Annotated in this window: 14 protein-coding genes; 11 read left to right on the top strand and 3 right to left on the bottom strand. The window is 72.1% G+C overall.

The window, feature by feature from the left end:
• Positions 1-50: 50 nt before the first annotated feature.
• The 5 genes from KK483_RS06185 to KK483_RS06165 all read left to right on the top strand — a co-directional run bounded on the left by KK483_RS06185 (position 51) and on the right by KK483_RS06165 (position 4,996).
• A complete protein-coding gene (locus tag KK483_RS06185) occupies positions 51-1,145 on the top strand; it encodes an LLM class flavin-dependent oxidoreductase (RefSeq protein WP_262004201.1) in 1,095 nt (364 codons plus the stop codon).
• On the top strand, positions 1,142-2,455 hold the full coding sequence (locus KK483_RS06180) for an NtaA/DmoA family FMN-dependent monooxygenase (protein ID WP_262004200.1): 1,314 nt from the start codon (positions 1,142-1,144) through the stop codon (positions 2,453-2,455). The genes KK483_RS06185 and KK483_RS06180 overlap by 4 nt, the downstream gene beginning before the upstream one ends.
• Positions 2,456-2,686: 231 nt before the next feature.
• Positions 2,687-3,199: a DUF1684 domain-containing protein gene (locus tag KK483_RS06175; RefSeq protein ID WP_262004199.1), complete on the top strand. Its 513-nt coding sequence runs from the start codon at positions 2,687-2,689 to the stop codon at positions 3,197-3,199.
• A gap of 284 nt (positions 3,200-3,483) precedes the next feature.
• Positions 3,484-4,383: a S1 family peptidase gene (locus KK483_RS06170; protein ID WP_262004198.1), complete on the top strand. Its 900-nt coding sequence runs from the start codon at positions 3,484-3,486 to the stop codon at positions 4,381-4,383.
• Positions 4,384-4,516: 133 nt separating this feature from the next.
• Positions 4,517-4,996, top strand: coding sequence for a hypothetical protein (locus tag KK483_RS06165; protein ID WP_262004197.1), 480 nt, complete (start codon positions 4,517-4,519; stop codon positions 4,994-4,996).
• A gap of 75 nt (positions 4,997-5,071) precedes the next feature.
• On the opposite strand, the gene KK483_RS06160 is transcribed toward KK483_RS06165, so the two are convergent.
• A complete protein-coding gene (locus tag KK483_RS06160; protein ID WP_262004196.1) occupies positions 5,072-5,974 on the bottom strand; it encodes a DUF4231 domain-containing protein in 903 nt (300 codons plus the stop codon).
• 231 nt (positions 5,975-6,205) lie between these two features.
• Here KK483_RS06160 and KK483_RS06155 point away from each other — a divergent pair, with 231 nt between their 5' ends.
• The 5 genes from KK483_RS06155 to fxsT all read left to right on the top strand — a co-directional run bounded on the left by KK483_RS06155 (position 6,206) and on the right by fxsT (position 14,879).
• Positions 6,206-6,370: an FXSXX-COOH protein gene (locus KK483_RS06155; protein ID WP_262004195.1), complete on the top strand. Its 165-nt coding sequence runs from the start codon at positions 6,206-6,208 to the stop codon at positions 6,368-6,370.
• A gap of 144 nt (positions 6,371-6,514) precedes the next feature.
• A complete protein-coding gene (fxsBH, locus tag KK483_RS06150; RefSeq protein ID WP_262004194.1) occupies positions 6,515-8,740 on the top strand; it encodes a radical SAM/SPASM protein FxsBH, inactivated beta-hydroxylase extension form in 2,226 nt (741 codons plus the stop codon).
• Positions 8,730-9,503 (top strand): aminoglycoside N(3)-acetyltransferase, encoded by a 774-nt coding sequence (locus tag KK483_RS06145; RefSeq protein ID WP_262004193.1) that lies wholly within the window; start codon positions 8,730-8,732, stop codon positions 9,501-9,503. Before fxsBH ends, KK483_RS06145 begins: the two co-directional genes overlap by 11 nt.
• Before the next feature lie 74 nt (positions 9,504-9,577).
• Positions 9,578-10,966 (top strand): FxsC protein, encoded by a 1,389-nt coding sequence (gene fsxC, locus KK483_RS06140; RefSeq protein ID WP_399013461.1) that lies wholly within the window; start codon positions 9,578-9,580, stop codon positions 10,964-10,966.
• On the top strand, positions 10,950-14,879 hold the full coding sequence (fxsT, locus tag KK483_RS06135; RefSeq protein ID WP_262004191.1) for an FxSxx-COOH system tetratricopeptide repeat protein: 3,930 nt from the start codon (positions 10,950-10,952) through the stop codon (positions 14,877-14,879). Before fsxC ends, fxsT begins: the two co-directional genes overlap by 17 nt.
• Positions 14,880-15,028: 149 nt before the next feature.
• On the opposite strand, the gene KK483_RS06130 is transcribed toward fxsT, so the two are convergent.
• On the bottom strand, positions 15,029-15,916 hold the full coding sequence (locus KK483_RS06130) for an alpha/beta fold hydrolase (RefSeq protein WP_262004190.1): 888 nt from the start codon (positions 15,914-15,916) through the stop codon (positions 15,029-15,031).
• Positions 15,917-16,282: 366 nt separating this feature from the next.
• Between KK483_RS06130 and KK483_RS06125 the strand changes: the two genes are divergently transcribed.
• Positions 16,283-17,368, top strand: coding sequence for a S1 family peptidase (locus KK483_RS06125; RefSeq protein WP_262009362.1), 1,086 nt, complete (start codon positions 16,283-16,285; stop codon positions 17,366-17,368).
• A 386-nt stretch (positions 17,369-17,754) separates the two neighbouring features.
• On the opposite strand, the gene KK483_RS06120 is transcribed toward KK483_RS06125, so the two are convergent.
• Positions 17,755-18,957, bottom strand: a complete 1,203-nt coding sequence (locus tag KK483_RS06120; protein ID WP_262004189.1) for an AI-2E family transporter — start codon at positions 18,955-18,957, stop codon at positions 17,755-17,757.
• Positions 18,958-19,038 lie beyond the last annotated feature (81 nt).

The raw sequence follows: 19,038 nt of genomic DNA, 5'->3' as shown, positions 1-19,038 counted from the left end.
CACCCGTTCCGTAAGGGCCCGCCCGACCCTGACCACCTCGGAGAGGTTCCATGCCTGCCACCCGTCCGCTGCACCTGGCCGTCGCCCTCGACGGCCCGGCGCAGTACGACCCGGCGTACTACGTCGCACTCGCCCGCCTCGCCGAACGGGGCGCCCTCGATTTCGTCACCCTCGGCGACTGCTTCGCCCGGCCCGGGCTCGACGCCCTCGCCGTGCTGGCGAGGGTCGCGCCGGCCACCGAGCGGATCGGCCTCGTGCCGACCGTCACCACCACCCACACCGAGCCGTTCCATGTGTCCACCGCCGTGGCCACGCTCGACTGGGTGAGCCGCGGCCGGGCCGGCTGGGCGATCGGGATCTCCACCACCGAGGCCGAGGCATCGCTCTTCGGGCGGCGGCCGGCCGCGCCCGCGGACGCGCTGTGGCGGGAGGCGGGCGAAGTCGCCGATGTCGTCGCCCGGCTGTGGGACAGCTGGGAGGACGACGCCGAGATCCGCGACACATCGACAGGGCGCTTCATCGACCGCGGCAAGCTGCACCATGTCGACTTCCGGGGCGGCACGTTCAGCGTGCGCGGGCCGTCGACCGTCCCGAGGCCGCCGCAGGGCAGGCCCGTCGTCGTGGTCGACGGCACGGCCGGGGTCTGCCGCGAGCCCGCCGCCCGGTACGCCGACGTCGTCCTCGTGCGGGCAGGGGCGCCGGAGCAGGCCGCGGCCCTGCGCGAGGACATACGCCGCAGGGCCGCGGCGCACGGCCGGGACCCCGACACGCTACGGGTCCTCGTCGCCCTCGCCGTCGACCTCGGCGTGGGCGAGGCGGCGCCGGAACCCGGACTGGCCGCCGGACCGCCCCTGGCGGGTGGCGGCCCCCACTTCAGCGGCGGCCCGGTGGAGCTCGCCCAGCTGATCGCCGAGTGGCACTCGTGCGGTGCCGTGGACGGCTTCCGGCTCGCCCCGATCGCCCCCCACCGGGACCTGGAGCGGATCGTCAACGGCACGGTCGCCCTGCTCCAGCACCGCAGCCTCTTCCGCACCTTCCACCCGGGCGGCACGCTCCGCGAGCACCTCGGCCTCGCCCGCCCGGCGAGCCGCTACGCACCCACCACCCGGACACCCGCATCCACCCAGGCCGGGGGCGCCGTATGACCGCCGCCCGCAGGCAGCTGCACCTCGCCGCCCACTTCCCCGGCGTCAACAGCACCACCGTCTGGGCCGACCCCCGCTCCCGCAGCCAGATCGACTTCTCCTCCTTCGAGCACCTCGCCCGCACCGCCGAGCGCGGCCTCTTCGACTTCTTCTTCCTCGCCGAGGGACTGCGGCTGCGCGAACACCGGGGCCTGATCCACGATCTCGACGTCGTCGGCCGCCCCGAGTCGATCACCGTGCTGAACGCCCTCGCCGCCGTCACCGACCGCCTCGGGCTCGCTGCCACGGTCAACACCACCTTCAACGAGCCGTACGAACTCGCCCGCCGCCTCGCCTCCCTGGACCACCTCAGCGGCGGTCGTGCGGCGTGGAACGTCGTCACCTCGTCCGACGCCTTCACCGGCGAGAACTTCCGGCGCGGCGGCCATCTCGACCGCGCCGACCGCTACACCCGGGCCGCCGAGTTCGTACGGACCGCCCGCGGACTGTGGGACTCCTGGCCCCCGGACGGCACACCGCGCCGCTTCGCCCGGCACGGGCGGCACTTCACCGTCGAGGGCGAGTTCACCGTGCCCCGCTCCCCGCAGGGCCACCCCGTCGTCATCCAGGCCGGCGACTCCGACGAGGGCCGGGAGTTCGCCGCGTCCACCGCCGATGTGGTCTTCAGCAGACACACCGCTCCGGAGGCGGCCCGGGCCTTCTACGCCGACGTCAAGGCGCGCCTCGCCCGCCACGGCCGCGCCCGCGACGAGCTCAGGATCATGCCGGGTGCCTCCGTCGTCATCGGCGACACCGACGCCGAGGCCCAGGAGAAGGCGGCCGAGATCCGCCTCCAGCAGGTCTCCCCGCAGAACGCGATCCTCGCCCTGGAGCTGGTCTGGGGCCGCGACCTCTCCTCCTACGATCCCGACGGACCGCTGCCCGCGGTCGATCCGGCCCCCTGCCCGGACCCGGACTCCGGGCCCGTCCGGGGCCGCGTCCGGGTCGCGGACCCGCTGGCCGTGGCGGCCGAGTGGCGGGCGTTGTCGGAGGCCAAGGGGCTGTCGATCCGCCAGACGGTCGTCGAGACCTCCGGCCGCCAGTCCTTCATCGGCACCCCGGCCGGTGTCGCCGCCGCGCTCGACACGTACGTACGGACCGAGGCGGCCGACGGCTTCGTCCTCGTCCCGCACCTCACCCCGGGCGGCCTCGACGACTTCGTCGACCGGGTCGTGCCGCTCCTCCAGGAGCGCGGCGCCTTCCGTACGAGCTACGCCGGGACGACCCTGCGGTCCCACCTGGGGCTCGCCGAACCGGTGTGGGAGGGGTGACCGCCAGGGCCACCGGCCCGCGGTACGACGGGAAGCAGTGGCACGCTTCCTCCCCCCACCCCCCCGCACGCCGGCGCACTGCCCGGAAGGTCGAATTCCGGCCGTGCCGGGGTTCTGGCGCGCGGACGGTGACGAGGTGGTGCTCACCGCCGCGCCCGAGGACGGGCTCCCGGTCGACGGACGGGCCCTGGACGGGCGCTGACCGGCGCGATCCGGCCCGGCGTCGGCCGTATGCCGGTGCGGGACTCCCGCGTCGCGCACGTCGGACGGCGGCTCGCCGTGGCGCGCCGCGAAGGGCTGCTCGTGGTACGGGACTTCGGCCTCGAACCGCAGGCCCGCCAGGCGTTCGCGGGGGTCGAGGCCACGCCGTACGAACCGCGCCGGAGGATCCTGGGCACCTTCCGTGCGTACGACGAGCAGCGCACCGTGCGGGTCGGGAACGGCGCTGGGCGCGAGCGCGGTCCGGGCCTGTCCGGAGAGCTCGTCATCGAGCCCCACGGCGCCCGGCGCGGCCTGCGCGCCACCGTCGAGTCCGACGGTCCGCCCCGGGCGATCCTCGCCGACGCCACCAGCGGGAACAGCAGCCAGCGCTTCCGCTTCCCGCGCCCCGCAGCGCCGCCGAAGACGGCCCGGTCACCGTCGACTTCGACCGTTCGCCGCTGCCGCCCCGCGCCTTCGCCGATCACTTCGTCCGTCCCTTCCCGCCCCCGGCAAGGCGCTCCCGTGGAGTTCGCGGCGCGGTGAACGGAACCTGATCGCCCGCTGAGGCGTCCCACATGGCGGAGACCGCCGCCGGGCTCACGCGCCCCGGCCGGGACACCACCGGCCGGGGCGCTCCGCCATGCCGCTGCGCAGGCGGCCGAAAGGCGCCCTTGCGCGGCTTGTTGACGCCCCGAATACTCCCGACAAGCGCTTGTCAGGGGCACGGCGGATGTCCGGAACCCGGACGCCGCCCGTATCGGCTGACTGCGCCTCACGGGCCCGTCACCCCACAGCGGGCCCCCGATTCCCCTCGGGAGGAACGAGAAGTGAGGATCAAGCGCACCACCCCCCGTAGCGGCGTCGCGAGACGCACCCGTCTCCTCGCCGTCACCACCGGCCTCATCGCGGCCGCGGCTCTGGCCGTCCCCACCGCCAGCGCCGACGAGGCCCCCCGCAGCTTCAGCGCGACCCAGCTCTCCGCCGCGAGCGAGGCCGTGCTCGACGCCGATGTGGCCGGTACCGCCTGGCACGTCGACAAAGCGACCAACACCCTGGTCGTCACGGCCGACTCCACCGTCTCCAAGGCGGAGATAGCCGCCATCAAGCAGGAGGCGGGCGCCAACGCCGCCGCCCTGCGCATCGAGCGTACGCCGGGCACGTTCTCCAAGCTGATCTCCGGCGGCGACGCCATCTACGCCAGCAGCTGGCGCTGTTCCCTCGGCTTCAACGTCCGCAGCGGCAGCACCGACTACTTCCTGACCGCCGGCCACTGCACCGACGGCGCGGGCACCTGGTGGTCCAACTCCGGCCGCACGACCGTCCTCGGCACCACCGCCGGCTCCAGCTTCCCGACGAACGACTACGGCATCGTCCGCTACACCACGTCGGTCAGCAGGCCCGGCAACGTCGGCAGCCAGGACATCGCCTCGGCCGCGAACCCGTCCGTCGGCCAGGCGGCCTGCCGCCGGGGCTCCACCACCGGCACCCACTGCGGCTCCGTCACCGGTCTCAACGCCACCGTGAACTACGGCGGCGGCGACATCGTCTACGGCATGATCCGCACCAACATCTGCGCCGAGCCGGGCGACTCCGGTGGCCCGCTGTACGCCGGCAGCGTGGCGCTCGGTCTCACCTCCGGCGGCAGCGGCAACTGCTCCTCCGGCGGGACGACCTTCTTCCAGCCGGTCACCGAGGCACTCAGCGCGTACGGCGTGAGCGTCTACTGACATCACCGGCGCTCCTCCGGACCCTCCGTGGTGCACCAGGGAGCCCCCGCCCGGTCTTTGGGCGGGGGCTCGACGTATTGCACACTTTCGAGAGGGCGGCGGAGCGGTCGGCCGCGGACGGAACGGGGGGCGGATGAAGCGCATCGGAGTAACCGGCCACAGAAGCATCCCGCCCGCCGCCCTGCCCCATGTCCTGGCGGCCATGAAAGCGCTGCTCTGCGGCCACGAGGAGACCATGGAGGCCCTCTCCAGCCTCGCCGAGGGCGCCGACCAGCTCTTCGCCGACATCGCCCTGGACTGCGGGGCCGAGCTGACCGTGGTGATCCCCAGCGGGGACTACGAGGACGGCTTCGAGGACCCTGAGGCACTCGCCGGCTATCTGCGCCTCAGGGACCGCGCCAGCCAGGAGATCCGCATGGCGTTCCCGCACTCCACCGACGAGGCCTACTACGCGGCGGGCGTCTACATCGCCGACAACTGCGACCGGCTGCTCGCGGTCTGGGACGGGCTCCCCGCCCGCGGGTTCGGAGGCACCGGCGACATCGTCCGGTACGCCCGGGAGCGGGGCAAGCCCGTCACGGTGATCTGGCGGGACGGCGTCGAGCGCGTCTGACGCCGTCGAGGGCGCCTGACGGCGTTGAGCGCGCCTGACTGCGTCGAGGGCGCCTGACGCCGTCCCCGGATCACATCAACTGCGGTGCTGCACCAGCCAGTCGGTGTGCTGCGGCGACACGATCCGCTCCGTCTCGTACACCGCCGACGGCCACTGCTCCTCGGTGACCGACGTCTCCATGGCGATATGGATCGCCGCCAGGTCCTCCTCCACGAGCGAGTGCGCGGCGATCAGCGGCTGGTGCCGCCGGATCCCGCTCCAGGCGAGGCACGCCGCGGCGGCCGCCGACAGCACCCCGAGCGGCTCGGCCGACTCCGTCACCGAGAAGGTGCGCAGCGTCCCGAAGAACAGCGCCAGCAGGGTGAGCAGCGCGATCGTGAGCTGCCACAGCACGGTCGCGCGCCGGGACACCTCCATGCGCCGGTGGTACCAGTTGCGCTGCTCGATCAGGCGGTCCCGTACGTACGTCTCCTTGCGTACGCTGAACGCCTTCTCCCGCAGCAGCCGCATCGGCGTGGTGATGAGCTCGGCACCGGCGGCGGACTCCCCGCTGGCCCGCGGGTCCACCCAGCCGACCTTCCGCAGCTCCTGGAGCCCCTCCTCCAGCCGGGAGGTGAACAGCCGGTCCGGGTCGGGGGTGTTCGATTCGAAGGGGGCTCCGTGGACCGCGTACCGCCAGCACATGGAACGGATGAACTCCGCTGCGGAGCGGTTGAGTTGCCAATGCGACTTTGCTCGATGGCGGGAGCCGCGGAAGCCGACGACGAGAACGCCGGCGTACGCCAACGCGCTGAGCGCGCCCATGAGTTGGAAGGAGTCGCCGATCGAGCCCCGCCACGGCAGCGCGGCCAGTGCGGCGCCCAGCACGAGCAGGAGCAGTTGCAGCCGGACGCCGTTGACCGCCTCCCGCTGCCGCGTGATGGCTGTCTCGTCCGTGCGGTGAAAGAGAACCGGCAGATCAGCGTTTCGGAAGACCATGCTTTGCAGATGTCCGGATACCCCGGTCATGCGCACCACCCTCAGCGGATTTGGCTTCACTCGTTCGATGGAATGGCTTGTTCCGTTCGGGGCGGGGAATACTCGGGCAACGCTTTCGTCTCAGGCCTACGTGCCGAGTTGCTGTGGGTGGCCATGAGAGTAAAGTCGTGCCGCCGACACTGCAATGGTGCGGCACCCCTCGTCAGCACAAGATGACCTAGGACGGCCGTCGTGACCTTCCAGACCTCAGCCACCTTCGCCGCCGCGAAGAAGAATCGTGTGCCCGTCACCGAGATCGACGTGCGCGGCGCCGATGCCGCCAGGAAGCTGGGTCGCGTGCGTCCCGCTGCCGTCGACCGTACCGCGCGGGTCTCGAGCTTCAACTCCGCTCTCTAGTCCGGCTCCACACCGCTCCGGTCCGGCACCAGGCCGTCCTGCCCGACCCCAGTACCCCTCCCGGCAAACTTTGCCCTGTCGCGCCGCCCGGCACGACGCTCCTTGTCGGGCAAGCATTGCCGGTCGCGGCACTAGACTGGCGGAATGACAGGACCCCTGGTCCCATTCCGCGAGATCGTCATCAAAGTGCACAGCAGGTGCGATCTCGCATGTGACCACTGCTACGTCTACGAACACGCGGATCAGAGCTGGCGCACCCGCCCCAAGGCAATCTCTGACGAAGCGATCCTCCAGACCGCCCGGCGACTGGCCGAGCACGCGAGGAACCATGCACTGCCCTCCGTGTCAGTGATCCTGCACGGAGGGGAGCCCCTGCTCGCCGGCCCCGCCCGGCTGCGTCGTATCTGCGAGGAGCTGACCACAGCCCTCGACGGCGTCACCGCACTCGACCTGCGGATCCACACCAACGGGCTCCAGCTCAGCCCCCGCTATCTCGACCTCTTCGACGAGTTCGGCGTCAGGGTCGGCATCTCCCTCGACGGCGACAAGGCGGCCAACGACCGCCACCGCCGCTTCGCGGACGGCCGCAGCAGCCACCCCCTGGTCGTCCGGGCCGTGCGGCTCCTCGACGAGGAGCGCTACCGCCATCTCAACCTCGGCCTGCTCTGCACGATCGACGTCGAGAACGACCCCGTGGCCGTCCACGACGCGCTGATGGAACTCGACCCGCCGCGCATCGACTTCCTGCTGCCGCACGGCACCTGGGACACCCCGCCGCCGCGCCCGGACGGCTCGCCCACCGCGTACGCCGACTGGATCCTCACCGTCTTCGACCGCTGGGACCGGCAGGGCCGCCGGGTGCCGGTGCGGCTCTTCGAATCGGTCCTGTCCACGCTCTCCGGCGGCCCCAGCCTCACCGAGTCGCTCGGCCTCGCCCCCACCGACCTCGTCGTCGTCGAGACCGACGGCACACTGGAGCAGGTCGACTCGCTCAAGAGCGCCTACGAAGGCGCCGCGGCCACCGGATTCGACGTCTTCACGCACTCCTTCGACGAGGTCGCCGCACACCCCGGAGTCCGCGCCCGCCAACTCGGCCTGGCCGGTGTCAGCGACACCTGCCGCCGGTGCCCGGTCGTACGCTCGTGCGGTGGCGGCCTCTACACCCACCGGTACCGCAGCGGCACGGACTTCGACAACACCTCCGTGTACTGCACCGACCTGGAGGCCCTCGTCCGCGGCATCGAGCTGCGCACCGCGCCCCTGACCGTCTCCCCGGCCGTCGGCGACGACGCCGTGCTCGGCACCGCGCAGCACGAGCTGACCGCGCTGCTGCTCGCCAGGCTCCACGACGAGCTCGCCGGGCGGGGCGGCGACGCATGGGCCCGAGCCTGGACGCTCACGGCGGCCGTGGAGCGCTCGGGCGCCGACGGGTACGACGATGTGCTGGCACATCCCTACACGCGCAGCTGGCTGCTCGACGCCCTGGACGCCCTCGACGGGGACCGGCCCGGCTCGGCCGAGCCCGGTGCCCGGCTGGCCGCGTCGGCCGCCGCGGCCGTCGTACGGGACGGCGGACCCGACCTCGCCGTCCGGGTGCCGTACGAGAACGGCGCGCTGTTCCTGCCGACCCTGGGCGAACTGCGGCTCACCGGCCGGCCAGAGCGCGGAACCGCGGAGGTCCGGCCCGTCGAGAAGGGCTTCCTGGTGCGGGCCGGCCGTGTCGAGCGGCGGATCGCCCGGCCGGCCGAACCCACCGCCGACTGGCGGCCGGTGCGCCGGCTCGGCCGCGACGGGGCGCCGGATCTCGCCATCGACGACCTCGACCCGTACCGGAACTGCTTCGGCGTCCCGGTGGTGCCGCGGCTCGGACTCGACGAGGCCGCCCACTGGACCGGCCGGCTGGCCGGCGCCTGGAGCCTGCTGCGCGAGCGGGCGCCGGAGCAGGCCGAGGCCGCCGCCGGATCGCTCTCCACACTGACCCCGCTGGCCGGACCGGCGGACTCCGGCCCCGCGGTGGGCCGGCACGGCTTCGGCGCCCTCGGCCTGCCCCTGCGCGCGGACGCGCGCCGACTGGCGCTCGCGCTGCTCCGCGGCCACCGCCGGGCGCGGCTGCACAGGCTGCTGGAAGTCACCGACCTGTACGCCGAGGACGGCCTGTGGAGCCATCACGCCCCCTGGACGGACGCGCCCGTTCCGGTGTCCGAGCTGCTGGCGGGGGCGTACGAACGGGCAGGGCTCGCCGCATTCGAGCCGGGCAGCGCCGAGCAGGCCCTGCGGGCCGTCGACACCCTGGAGCGCGCGGCGGAGCTGACCGTCAGCGGCAAGAGCCTGCTGGTCCGGTTGGGGGAAGAGGCGGAACGTGGCCGATGAGCGGGCGTTGGCGGCCCAGCTCTCCGAGCTGGGCCTCGCGGCGGGGGACGTGGTGCTCGTCCACGCCTCGCTCAGCGGCACCGGCCTCGACGCCCCGATGCTGCGCGATGCCCTGCTGACGGCCGTGGGCGAGCAGGGCACGCTGGTCGTGCCCGCCTTCACGACGGAGAACTCGGACACCTCCACCGCCCATCTGCGGCGGGTCGAAGGGATGACACCCACTCAGGCGGCGGCCTTCCGGGCCACGATGCCGGCCTTCGACCCGGCCTCGACGCCCTCCACCGCTATGGGCCGGTTGGCCGAGTCCGTACGGACCGCGCCGGGCGCCGTCCGCAGCACGCACCCGCAGGCGTCCTTCGCCGCGCTCGGACGGCAGGCGGCGGAACTGCTCGCCGGGCACCCCCTGACCTCTCATTTCGGCGAGGACTCCCCGATGGGGGCCCTCTACCGCGCCGGGGCGCGCGTCCTGATGGTCAATGTGGCCTTCTCCGTCTGCACCGCCTTCCATCTCGCGGAGTACCGCACCGGTGCGCCCGAGCGGCGCTACCGCTGTGTGGTGCGCGGGGCGGACGGTCCGCAGTGGACGGAGTACGTCGACATCACGCTGGACGACGGCGATTTCCGGATCATCGGTGACGCGTTCGCCGCCGTTGACGGGAATCGGGTGCACAAGGGACAACTGGGAGGAACAACCGCACGGTTGTTTCCGATCAGGGACGCGGTGGACCATGCCGTGGTGTGGATGACCGAAAAGCGGCCCTGATTGACTGAACGATGGGGGGAAGAAGCACGGTCTGCTCCGGAATGATTAATTCGCTCGCAGCTCACCGGCCGTGAGTGCGGGTGTTCACACAGGACCAGGACGGGGGTCGTGTGCAAGCGTCATCGCAACAACGGGCGGCTGACCATCGGCCGTACTTCTTCTTGAGCTATGCGCACACGCCGAGGTACGGCGCCGGGGGCCCCGACCCCGACATGTGGGTCGAGCGGCTGTTCCGTGATCTGTGCGGCCATGTGATGGCCATGACCGATCTGCCGGCCGGCGCCCCGGCCGGCTTCATGGACCGGGAGATACGCTCGGGCGAGGGCTGGTCGGAGCGGCTCGGCGACGTGCTCGCCACCTGCCGGGTCTTCGTCCCGCTGTTCTCTCCCCGGTACTTCGCCAGTGAGATGTGCGGCAAGGAGTGGTACGCCTTCGCCCAGCGGGCCATCTACCACCAGGCCAAGAGCAACCGGCCGGCCGAGGCCATCGTGCCCGCGCTGTGGGTGCCGGTGCCACCCGAGCAACTCCCTGGCCCCGCCGAGCGGTTGCAGTTCAACCACCGCGCCTTCGGCGACCGCTACGTCACCGACGGCCTCTACGGGCTCATCAAACTCCGCATATTCGCCGAGGAGTACGAGCGCGCGGTCTACGAACTCGCCAAACGCATCGTCAACGTGGCCGACACCGCAGGCGTCGGCCCCAGCAGGCCCCTCGACTACCGGCAGGCCCCCAGCGCCTTCGGCAAACCCGACCCGGCCCAGCCGCGCGCCACCGGCCCCCGCCCCATCCAGGTCACCGTCGCCGCCCCCACCCGCCACGACGTCCCCGAGGGCCGCGACCCCGTCTACTACGGCGACATGCCGCAGGACTGGAACCCGTACCACCCCGAGGCCGCCCGGCCCATCGGCTCCATCGCCCAGGACCTCGTCCGCTCCCTCAACTACCAGGCCACCGTCGCCTCCTTCGACCACGACGCCACCCCGCTCGACCCCAAGCAGCCCCCGTCCAGGCCCGAGCTGCTGCTCGTCGACCGCTGGGCCCTGGAGGACGAGGACCGCAGACAGCGGCTCGCCGCCTTCGACGCCGAACACCGCCCCTGGGTGAGCGTGGTCGTCCCCTGGAACCGCGACGACCACCAGAGCCGAGCCGCCGACAGCGAGCTCACCGCCAAACTGGAGGCGACCCTGCCCACCCAGCTCAGCCAGGGCAGGGCCGCCTGCCGGGCGGCCGCACGCGGCGTCCCCAGCATGGAGGCGTTCGGCCAGATACTCCCCCAGGTCGTCGAAGCAGCCGCCCAGCAGTACCTCAGGCACGCCCAGGTCTATCCACCCGCCGGCGGCAGCCACACCGAACGCCCCCGGCTGCGCGGCCCGATGGCGGCCGAGTACGCCACCACGCACTTCACCCACGACATGCTCGACCAGGCGCCCGATGCGGAGGACACGGATGACAGCCAGTCGTGACGGACGCATCGTCACCTTCTACTCCTACAAGGGAGGAACGGGGCGGACGATGGCGATGGCCAACACGGCCTGGATACTCGCCGCGAACGGAAAGCGGGTCCTCGCCGTCGACTGGGACCTGGAAGCCCCCGGCCTGCACAAGTTCTTCCACCCCTTCCTCGACCCCTCCACGCTCGGTGCCACCACCGGCGTCATCGACCTGATCACCGAATACGCCTGGGCCGCCACCAGCCCCGTGCAGCGCCCCGACGACTGGCACCGCGACTACGCGCGCATCCAGCCGCACGCCGTCTCCCTCACCCCCGAGAACCTGGGCTGGGAGTTCCCCGAGGGCGGCACCCTCGACTTCGTCTCGGCGGGCAAGCAGAACCGCGAGTACTCGGCGACCGTCTCCACCTTCGACTGGGACAACTTCTACGACCGCCTCGGCGGCGGCCACTTCTTCGACGCCCTGCGCGACGACATGAAGGCCAACTACGACTACGTCCTGATCGACAGCCGCACCGGTCTCAGCGACATCGCCGACATCTGCACCGTCCACCTCCCGGACGTCCTCGTCGACTGCTTCACCCTCAGCGACCAGTCCATCGACGGTGCCGCCGCCGTCGCCCGCCAGATCGACGAGCGCTACAGCGGCCGCGGCATCAGGATCCTCCCCGTCCCCATGCGCATCGACGAGGGCGAGAAGGAGAAGGCCGACGCCGGACGGGCCCTGGCGCGGCTGAAGTTCGACCGCTTCCCGAGCGGGCTCGCGGGCGACGAACTCACCTCCTACTGGGGCGCGGTGGAGATCCCGTACCGCCCCTACTACGCCTACGAGGAGACCCTGGCCACCTTCGGCGACGAGGCCGGACTCAGCAACTCCCTGCTCTCCGCCTTCGAACGGCTCACCTCCGTCATCACCGCCGGAGACGTCACCGCCATGCCCTCCGTCGGCGAGGAGGTCAGACTGCGCATCCGCGACGCCTTCACCCGCCGCCGCCCCGCCCTGCCCGCCGACCTCTTCCTCAGCTACGTCGCCGAGAACCGGATGTGGGCCGACTGGATCGAGTCCGTCCTCACCCGGGCGGGCTTCCGCGTCGTCCCGCGCGACGTCTCCGCCGAACCGCCCCAGGACCGCTCCACCGCACACGCCGCCGAGAACGCCGCCCGCACCGTCGTCCTGCTCTCCAGCGCCTACTTCAAGTCCGCACGGGCCATGGAGGTGTGGGAACGGGCCGCGTCCGAGGACCCCGGCGGCGGCCGCCGCCATCTGCTGCCGCTGCGCGTCGGCGACGTACGCCTCACCACCCCCTACATCGACCGCAACCCCGTCGACCTCTTCCGCCTCGACGAGGTGCACGCCACCACCGCGCTGCTGCGCGCCCTCGACCGCCCCGTGCAGATCTCCGACGGGGTCTCGCCGGGGCCGCGGTTCCCCGGCACCGTTCCCAAGATCTGGAACGCGCCGCCCCGCAACCCCGGGTTCACCGGCCGCTCCGTCGTCCTGGAGCGGATGCGCGACCAGCTCGGCGGCGGCATGGCCGTCGTGCTGCCGCAGCCGCAGACCCTCTACGGACTCGGCGGCGTCGGCAAGACCCAGGTGGCGCTGGAGTACGTGCACCGCTTCATGGCCGACTACGACCTGGTGTGGTGGATCTCCTCCGAGCAGACCGACGACGTCATCGCCGGGCTCGCCGAACTCGCCGTCCGCCTCGGCGCCCAGGGCGGCGAGGACATGGCCGCCGCCTCCCAGGAGGCCGTCGACCTGCTGCGGCGCGGCGTGCCGACCTCCCGCTGGCTGCTGGTCTTCGACAACGCCGACGACCCCGAGCAGCTCAAGAGGTTCTTCCCGACCGGCGGGCACATCCTGGTCACCTCCAGGAACCAGAGCTGGTCCCAGTACGGCGACGCCCTGCCCGTCGACGTCTTCCTGCGCGAGGAGTCCGTCGAGCACCTCCAGCGCCGGGCGCGCGGACTCACCCTGGCCGACGCCGACCAGGTCGCCTCCGCCGTCGGTGACCTGCCGCTCGCCGTGGAACAGGCCGCGGCGTGGATCGCGGAGACCGCGACCCCCGTCTCCGCCTATCTGGAGCAGCTGGCGCAGCAGGCCCCGAGCGTCCTCTCCCTCAACCAGCCCGCGGGTTACCCCGAACCGGTCGCCGCGACCTGGAACGTCTCCATCGAGCGGCTCAAGGAACGCTCACCCGCGGCCGTACGGCTGCTCCAGCTCTGCGCCTTCTTCGCCCCCGAGCCGATCTCCGCCAACCTCCTCTACAGCAAGGAGATGATCGAGGCGCTCAAGCCGTACGACTCCTCCCTCCAGGAGAAGCTCGTACTCGGCCGCGTCATCCGGGAGATCGGCCGGTTCGCCCTCGCCAAGGTCGACCAGGTGTCCAACTCCATCCAGGTCCACCGGCTGGTGCAGGCCGTCATCCGGGCCCAGCTCAGCGAAGAGGAGCAGATGGACGCCCGGCACGCCGTCCACCGCATCCTCGCCGGGGCGCGGCCCGACGACGACGAGCCGATCGACAACCCCGAGACCTGGCCCCGGTTCAACACCATCTGGCCGCACCTCGGCCCCTCCGAGGCCCGCCACTGCAAGGAACCGGAGACCCGGCGCCTGCTCATCGACCGCGTGCGCTACCTGTGGAAGCGCGGCGACTGGCAGACCGCCGGGGCGCTCGCCGAGGAACTGCGCGACGTCTGGCGCGAGAAGCTCGGCAACGACGATCTCCAGTACCTGTACCTGCGCTTCCACCTCTCCAACATCCTGCGTTCCCAGGGCCGTTACGTGGAGGCCAGGGAACTCGACGAGGTCACGCTGGAGCGGCAGCAGGCCGTGCTCGGCCCGTCCCACCCGCACACGTACATGACCACCAGCGGCCTCGCGATGGACCTCGGCACGCTCGGCCAGTACGGCAAGGCGATGGAACTGGCCACCGAGGCGCACGAGGGCTTCAGCCAGATCTTCCACGAGTCCCACCCGCGCACCCTGGCCGCCGCCAACAACCTCGCGCTGAACCTGCGCATGGTCGGCCAGTACGCGCGCGCCCGCGAGATCGACCAGGAGGTCTTCGACCGGCGCACCGAGGTGCTCGGACCCGAGCACCCGTACACCCTCTCCTCCGCCACCTCGCTCGCCCGCGACCTGCGCGAGGTCGGCCGCTACGAGGACTCGGTCTCCCTGCTGTCACGCACGTACGACAGCTACAAGGAGACCCTCGGCCGCGCCTTCCCCGGCACGCTCGCGGCGGCCAAGAGCCTCGCCGTGTCGCTGCGCAGGGCGGGCAGGCTGGAGGACGCGCGGCGGCTCACCACGGCCACCCGCAACCGCTACCGCGCCAAGTACACCTACGCGCACCCGGACTCACTGGCCTGCGACCTCAACCTGGCCGCCGACCTCTTCGCGGCCGGGGAGCCGGTCGCGGCCAGGGACCTGGCGCAGGAGGTCGTCGACCAGTACATGGAGGTGCCGGGCGAGAAGCACCCGTACACCCTCGCCGCCATCAACAACCTCGGCATCTACCACTGGGGCTGCGGCGCCCCCGACCTCGCGGAGGAACTGCTCCTGCCGACGATCAGGAGGATGACCGACGTCCTCGGAAGCTCCCACCCGCACACCCTGTTCTGCACGGTCAACCTCGCCAACGCCCGTGCGGACATGGGCGAGCTGGAGGAGGCGCTGGAGACCGAGCGGCGCGCGGTCGGGCGCCTCCGCGAGGTGCTCGGCGCCCACCACCCGGAGACCCTCGCCATCGCCTCCAACATGTCCGTCACCCTCGGCGCGCTGGGCCGCAAGGACGAGGCGGCGGTACTGCGCGCGGAAACGGTGGAGGAACTGGGCCGGCTGCTCGGCGACGACCACAACATGACCCGGATCGCCCGGGACGAGCGGCGTATCCAGCGCGACCTGGAGCCGCTGGCTGTCTAATTATTGTGGCTCGGTTCACCTCCGGGGCGCTTCAGCGTGCGTCGACGGTCGATCGTGCTCGGTCCCTCGTTCCTCGGGACCTCCGCGCGTTCTCCCTTTCACTGTGCTCGACAAGCGGCCACCGGCCGCGGGCCACGCGCCCCTTCGGCTCACTCGCCAGGCCGACCGGGGTGGTCGTCAAGGAGCCACGTCAGGATGCGCGGCAGCGCGTGCAGCGCGTCGAAGTGGGCGGCGGCCGGTTCCAGTACGGCCGTCGCCCCCGGGATCCGCTCCGCCAGCCACCGCGAGTGCCCGACCGGTGAGAAGACGTCCTTCTCACCGTGCCACAGCAGCACCGGCGCCTTGATTCCGGCCGGATCGAACCCCCACGGACTGCAGAAGGCGAGCGCGTCGTCGATCCAGCCGTACGCCGATGTCCGCAGCGCCTCCTGGTAGTTGCGCAGCAGCATCGCCCGTACGCCGGCGTCCGAGACGACCATCCGGTCGGAGTCGGTCAGCTCGCGGCGCAGATCGTCGAGGAGCCTGACCGGATCGCGTCGGATCTCGTCGGAGCGGCTGATGAACCGCGCGGTGAGCCCGTCCGGGTCGGCGGTGGCCCTCGTGTACTCCAGGACGTTGGACGCGGCCATCCCCTCGAACCAGTCGAGGCCGTCCGCATCCCGCGGCGCCAGGGTCACGAGCGCGGCGGCCCTGGTCACCCGGTCGGGCAGCAGCGCGGCACAGGCCAGGGCGTGCGGCGCGCCGCCCGAGCGGCCCACCACGGCGAAGCGGTCGAGCCCCAGGGCATCGGCGATCGCCCGTACGTCATCGGCGACATCGGCGACACTGCGGCCGGCCAGCCGGTCCGAACCGCCGTAGCCGGGGCGGTCGTACGCGATCAGCTGCATCCCGCGCTGGTACAGCACCATGCCGCGCGGGGCCGGGCCGAGCCTGCTGCCCGGGGTGCCGTGCAGCAGGAACACGGGCCTGCCCCGCGGATCCCCGAGGCGCTCCACCGTCAGATGCCGCCCGTCCGACGCGCGCACCCGACGTCGCAACCCACGCCTCCTTCACCATGTGTGCCGCTTTGTATGTGCCGTATGCAGCAATACTGTCCTGGCATTCCCCGCCCTTCAGATGATTACCCATCAACGGGAGAGTACGGAGCGCTCCTGAGTAGCGAAATCCGGACAGGGCTAGTCCTCACGCCTCGCCCACCCCTCGGTCGCAACGGGTGTTCGCAAACGGAACCGTGGGTGGTTACCGGGGGGTTGTGAACGAAGAGGGGGCGCATGCGTACGGTCGTGTGCGCGTCCTGAAGTCGGCCTTGTGTGCTACCGGCGGGTCTCGGAATAGTGGGCGGCCCCATCCTCCGCGTGCGGCCACCCCACTTGGCCGTACGCGGCCCCCACAGGAGGTTGATGTTGAAGCACCGACGCATATCGAAGAAGCGCGCGACGATGGCAGGCGGAGCCGTCGTCGCGCTCGTTGCGGCTGGAGTCACCTTCCAGACTGCGAACGCCAGTGAGGAAACCCCCGAGTTCACCGTCAGGACGCTGACGGCAACGGCGGCCGGAAACCTCGCCTCCACGCTCGGCCAGGACCTCGGCGGCGACGCGGCAGGCGCGTACTACGACGCCCAGACCAAGGCGCTCGTGATGAACGTGGTGGACGAGGAAGCGGCGGAGGCCGTGCGCGAGGCGGGCGGCAAGGCCAGAATCGTCCAGAACACCCTGGCCGAACTGGTGTCCGCACGGGAGGCCCTGACCGACCGCGCGACGATCCCCGGCACGTCCTGGGCCACCGACCCGGTGACCAACAAGGTCGTCGTCACGGCCGACCGTACGGTCAAGGGCGCGGACTGGACGAAGCTCCAGGAGGTCGTGAAGGGGCTCGGCGAAAAGGCGGAACTGAAGAAGACCGCAGGGGAGTTCAAGCCCTTCATCGCCGGCGGTGACGCCATCCACAGCGGCGGCGGGCGCTGTTCGCTCGGCTTCAACGTCGTCAAGGACGGCGAGCCGCACTTCATCACGGCCGGCCACTGCGGCGAGACCGGTAGCGAGTGGTCCGAGTCCGCGGGCGGCCCCGCGATCGGCGCGATGGTCGACTCGCAGTTCCCGGAGAACGACTTCGCGCTCGTCAAGTACGCCGGTGACACCGACCACCCGAGCGCCGTGAACCTTTACGACGGCAGCTCGCAGGAGATCACCGGGGCCGCCGAGGCGACGGTGGGCATGCAGGTGACCCGCAGCGGCTCCACCACCCAGGTGCACGACGGCCAGGTCACCGGCCTCGACGCCACCGTGAACTACGGCAACGGCCAGATCGTCAACGGCCTCGTCCAGACCGACGTCTGCGCCGAGCCCGGCGACAGCGGCGGCTCGCTCTTCTCGGGCAGCTCCGCGATCGGGCTGACCTCGGGCGGCAGCGGCGACTGCACCTCGGGCGGCGAGACGTTCTTCCAGCCGGTGACGGAGGCGCTGACCACGCTGGGCGCGCAGATCGGCTGACGGGGCCTTCGCCCCCGCACCCCGCCGGTGGTGTCCCGGTCGACCTCGGATGACAGGGCTTGCCCGTGCCGGGGCGCCGTCCTGGGCGTGTGAGCCTGCGTCCTGTCTGGGGAGGGGCGGGGGCGGGGCCGGTGGGCGGTGGTGATCTTCTTTCCCCACCCCACCCCACCCCGCCCCTTCCCGTAACCGGGGCTCCGCCCCGGACCCCGCGCCTCATACGCCGGCGAGGCTGGATTTCGGGGCTGCGCCCCGCTTTCCAGCCCGTCCGGCGTTTGAGGACACGGCCGAAGGTAGTACGGGGTCTGGGGGCTTGCCCCCAGTTCGGGAAGGGGCGGGGTAGGGAAGGGCTCCGCGCAGCGGCCCACCCACCGGGCTCCGCGGCAAGGTCAGGGCCCCGCGGGCCCGGCGTCGGCACGGCCCGGGTGCAGGGCCTGGTGGGCCGACCAGAGGACGGAGACCAGCGGGACGGCCACCACCGCGCCGATCACCCCCGCCGCGATCGCCCCGCCGACGACCGACAGCGCGACCACCAGCGGGTGGAGCCGGACCGCCCAGCTCATCACGATCGGGTGGAGCAGATGGCCCTCGATCTGGCCGATGACCACGATCAGCGCGATGACGACGGCCGCGACGACCGGGCCCTTGGACGCGAGCGCCACCACCGCGGCGATCGCGAGCGCGATGGGCGAGCCGATCAGCGGGACGAAGGCGGCGAAGAACTCCAGCAGCGCGAGCGGCACGGCCAGCGGCACGCCGAGGGCGAAGAGCGCCAGGCCCACCAGTACGGCGTTGGTCGCCGCCACGAGCACGATGCCGCGGGTGTATCCGGTGAACGTCCGCCAGGCCGCCCGGCCCGCCAGCGCCACCCGGTCCTGTGCGGAGTGCGGAAGCTGTGCGCAGAACCAGCCCCACTGCCGGTCGCCCGAGTGCAGGAAGAAGACCGAGCAGAACAGCGCCAGCGCCATCGTCGTGACCACCTCCACCAGCCGGCCGGCGCCGCTGAGGGCCGTACTGATCAGCGTCGACTGATGACTGGAAAGGAACCGTCCGATCCGTGACTGGAGATCCGTGAGCGCCTCCGGGTTCACCCGGAACGGCGGCTGCTCCAGCCAGCGTTCGATTCTCTCGATCCCGTCGCCGAACTCCTGCTGGAGCACGGCCCGCTCCCCGGCCACCGTCTCGCCGACCAGGGCCAGGATGCCGAGGACGACGGCGATGCTGCCGATCAGCGCGACGGCGACGGCGAGCGGGCGCGGCAGCCGGCGGGCGAGCAGACCGGCCGCGGGGCGGAGCAGCGCGGTGACGACGAGGCCGAGGAAGACCGCCACCGCGATCTCGTGGAACTGTCCGAGCACCGAGAAGACGCCGTACACGACGGTGCCGACCACCAGGAGCCGCCAGGAGTAGGCGGCGGCGACGCGCAGGGCCGGGGAGACCGGCGGCTCGCCTTCCGTGCGGCCGGAACCCGGTCCGGAACCCGGTCCGGACCCGGGGCCGGACCCCGGACCGGGGGCTTTCGGGGCGGCGCCGCGCGTCGCGCGCAGGGCCGCGCGGATCCGGCTCCGTCGCTGTTCGGACTGGTTCGGCATCGCCCGCCACACCCCTCCGCCGGGCCGTGCGCACATGTGCCCCGACTCGTACCACCGGCAGCCCCGCGCCCAACGCACCCG

It is taken from the genome of Streptomyces sp. FIT100, from assembly GCF_024584805.1.
Taxonomy (GTDB): domain Bacteria; phylum Actinomycetota; class Actinomycetes; order Streptomycetales; family Streptomycetaceae; genus Streptomyces.
This window is presented reverse-complemented; position numbering and strand designations above follow the sequence as displayed.

Bases quoted from the DNA above. Each gene is read 5' to 3' on its own strand.
- KK483_RS06185 (WP_262004201.1), top strand. From the start codon at position 51: ATGCCTGCCACCCGTCCGCTGCACCTGGCCGTCGCCCTCGACGGCCCG.
- fxsT (WP_262004191.1), top strand. From the start codon at position 10,950: ATGACAGCCAGTCGTGACGGACGCATCGTCACCTTCTACTCCTACAAG.
- KK483_RS06165 (WP_262004197.1), top strand. From the start codon at position 4,517: ATGAAGCGCATCGGAGTAACCGGCCACAGAAGCATCCCGCCCGCCGCC.
- KK483_RS06160 (WP_262004196.1), bottom strand. From the start codon at position 5,974: ATGGTCTTCCGAAACGCTGATCTGCCGGTTCTCTTTCACCGCACGGAC.
- KK483_RS06180 (WP_262004200.1), top strand. From the start codon at position 1,142: ATGACCGCCGCCCGCAGGCAGCTGCACCTCGCCGCCCACTTCCCCGGC.
- fxsBH (WP_262004194.1), top strand. From the start codon at position 6,515: ATGACAGGACCCCTGGTCCCATTCCGCGAGATCGTCATCAAAGTGCAC.
- KK483_RS06120 (WP_262004189.1), bottom strand. From the start codon at position 18,957: ATGCCGAACCAGTCCGAACAGCGACGGAGCCGGATCCGCGCGGCCCTG.
- KK483_RS06175 (WP_262004199.1), top strand. From the start codon at position 2,687: ATGCCGGTGCGGGACTCCCGCGTCGCGCACGTCGGACGGCGGCTCGCC.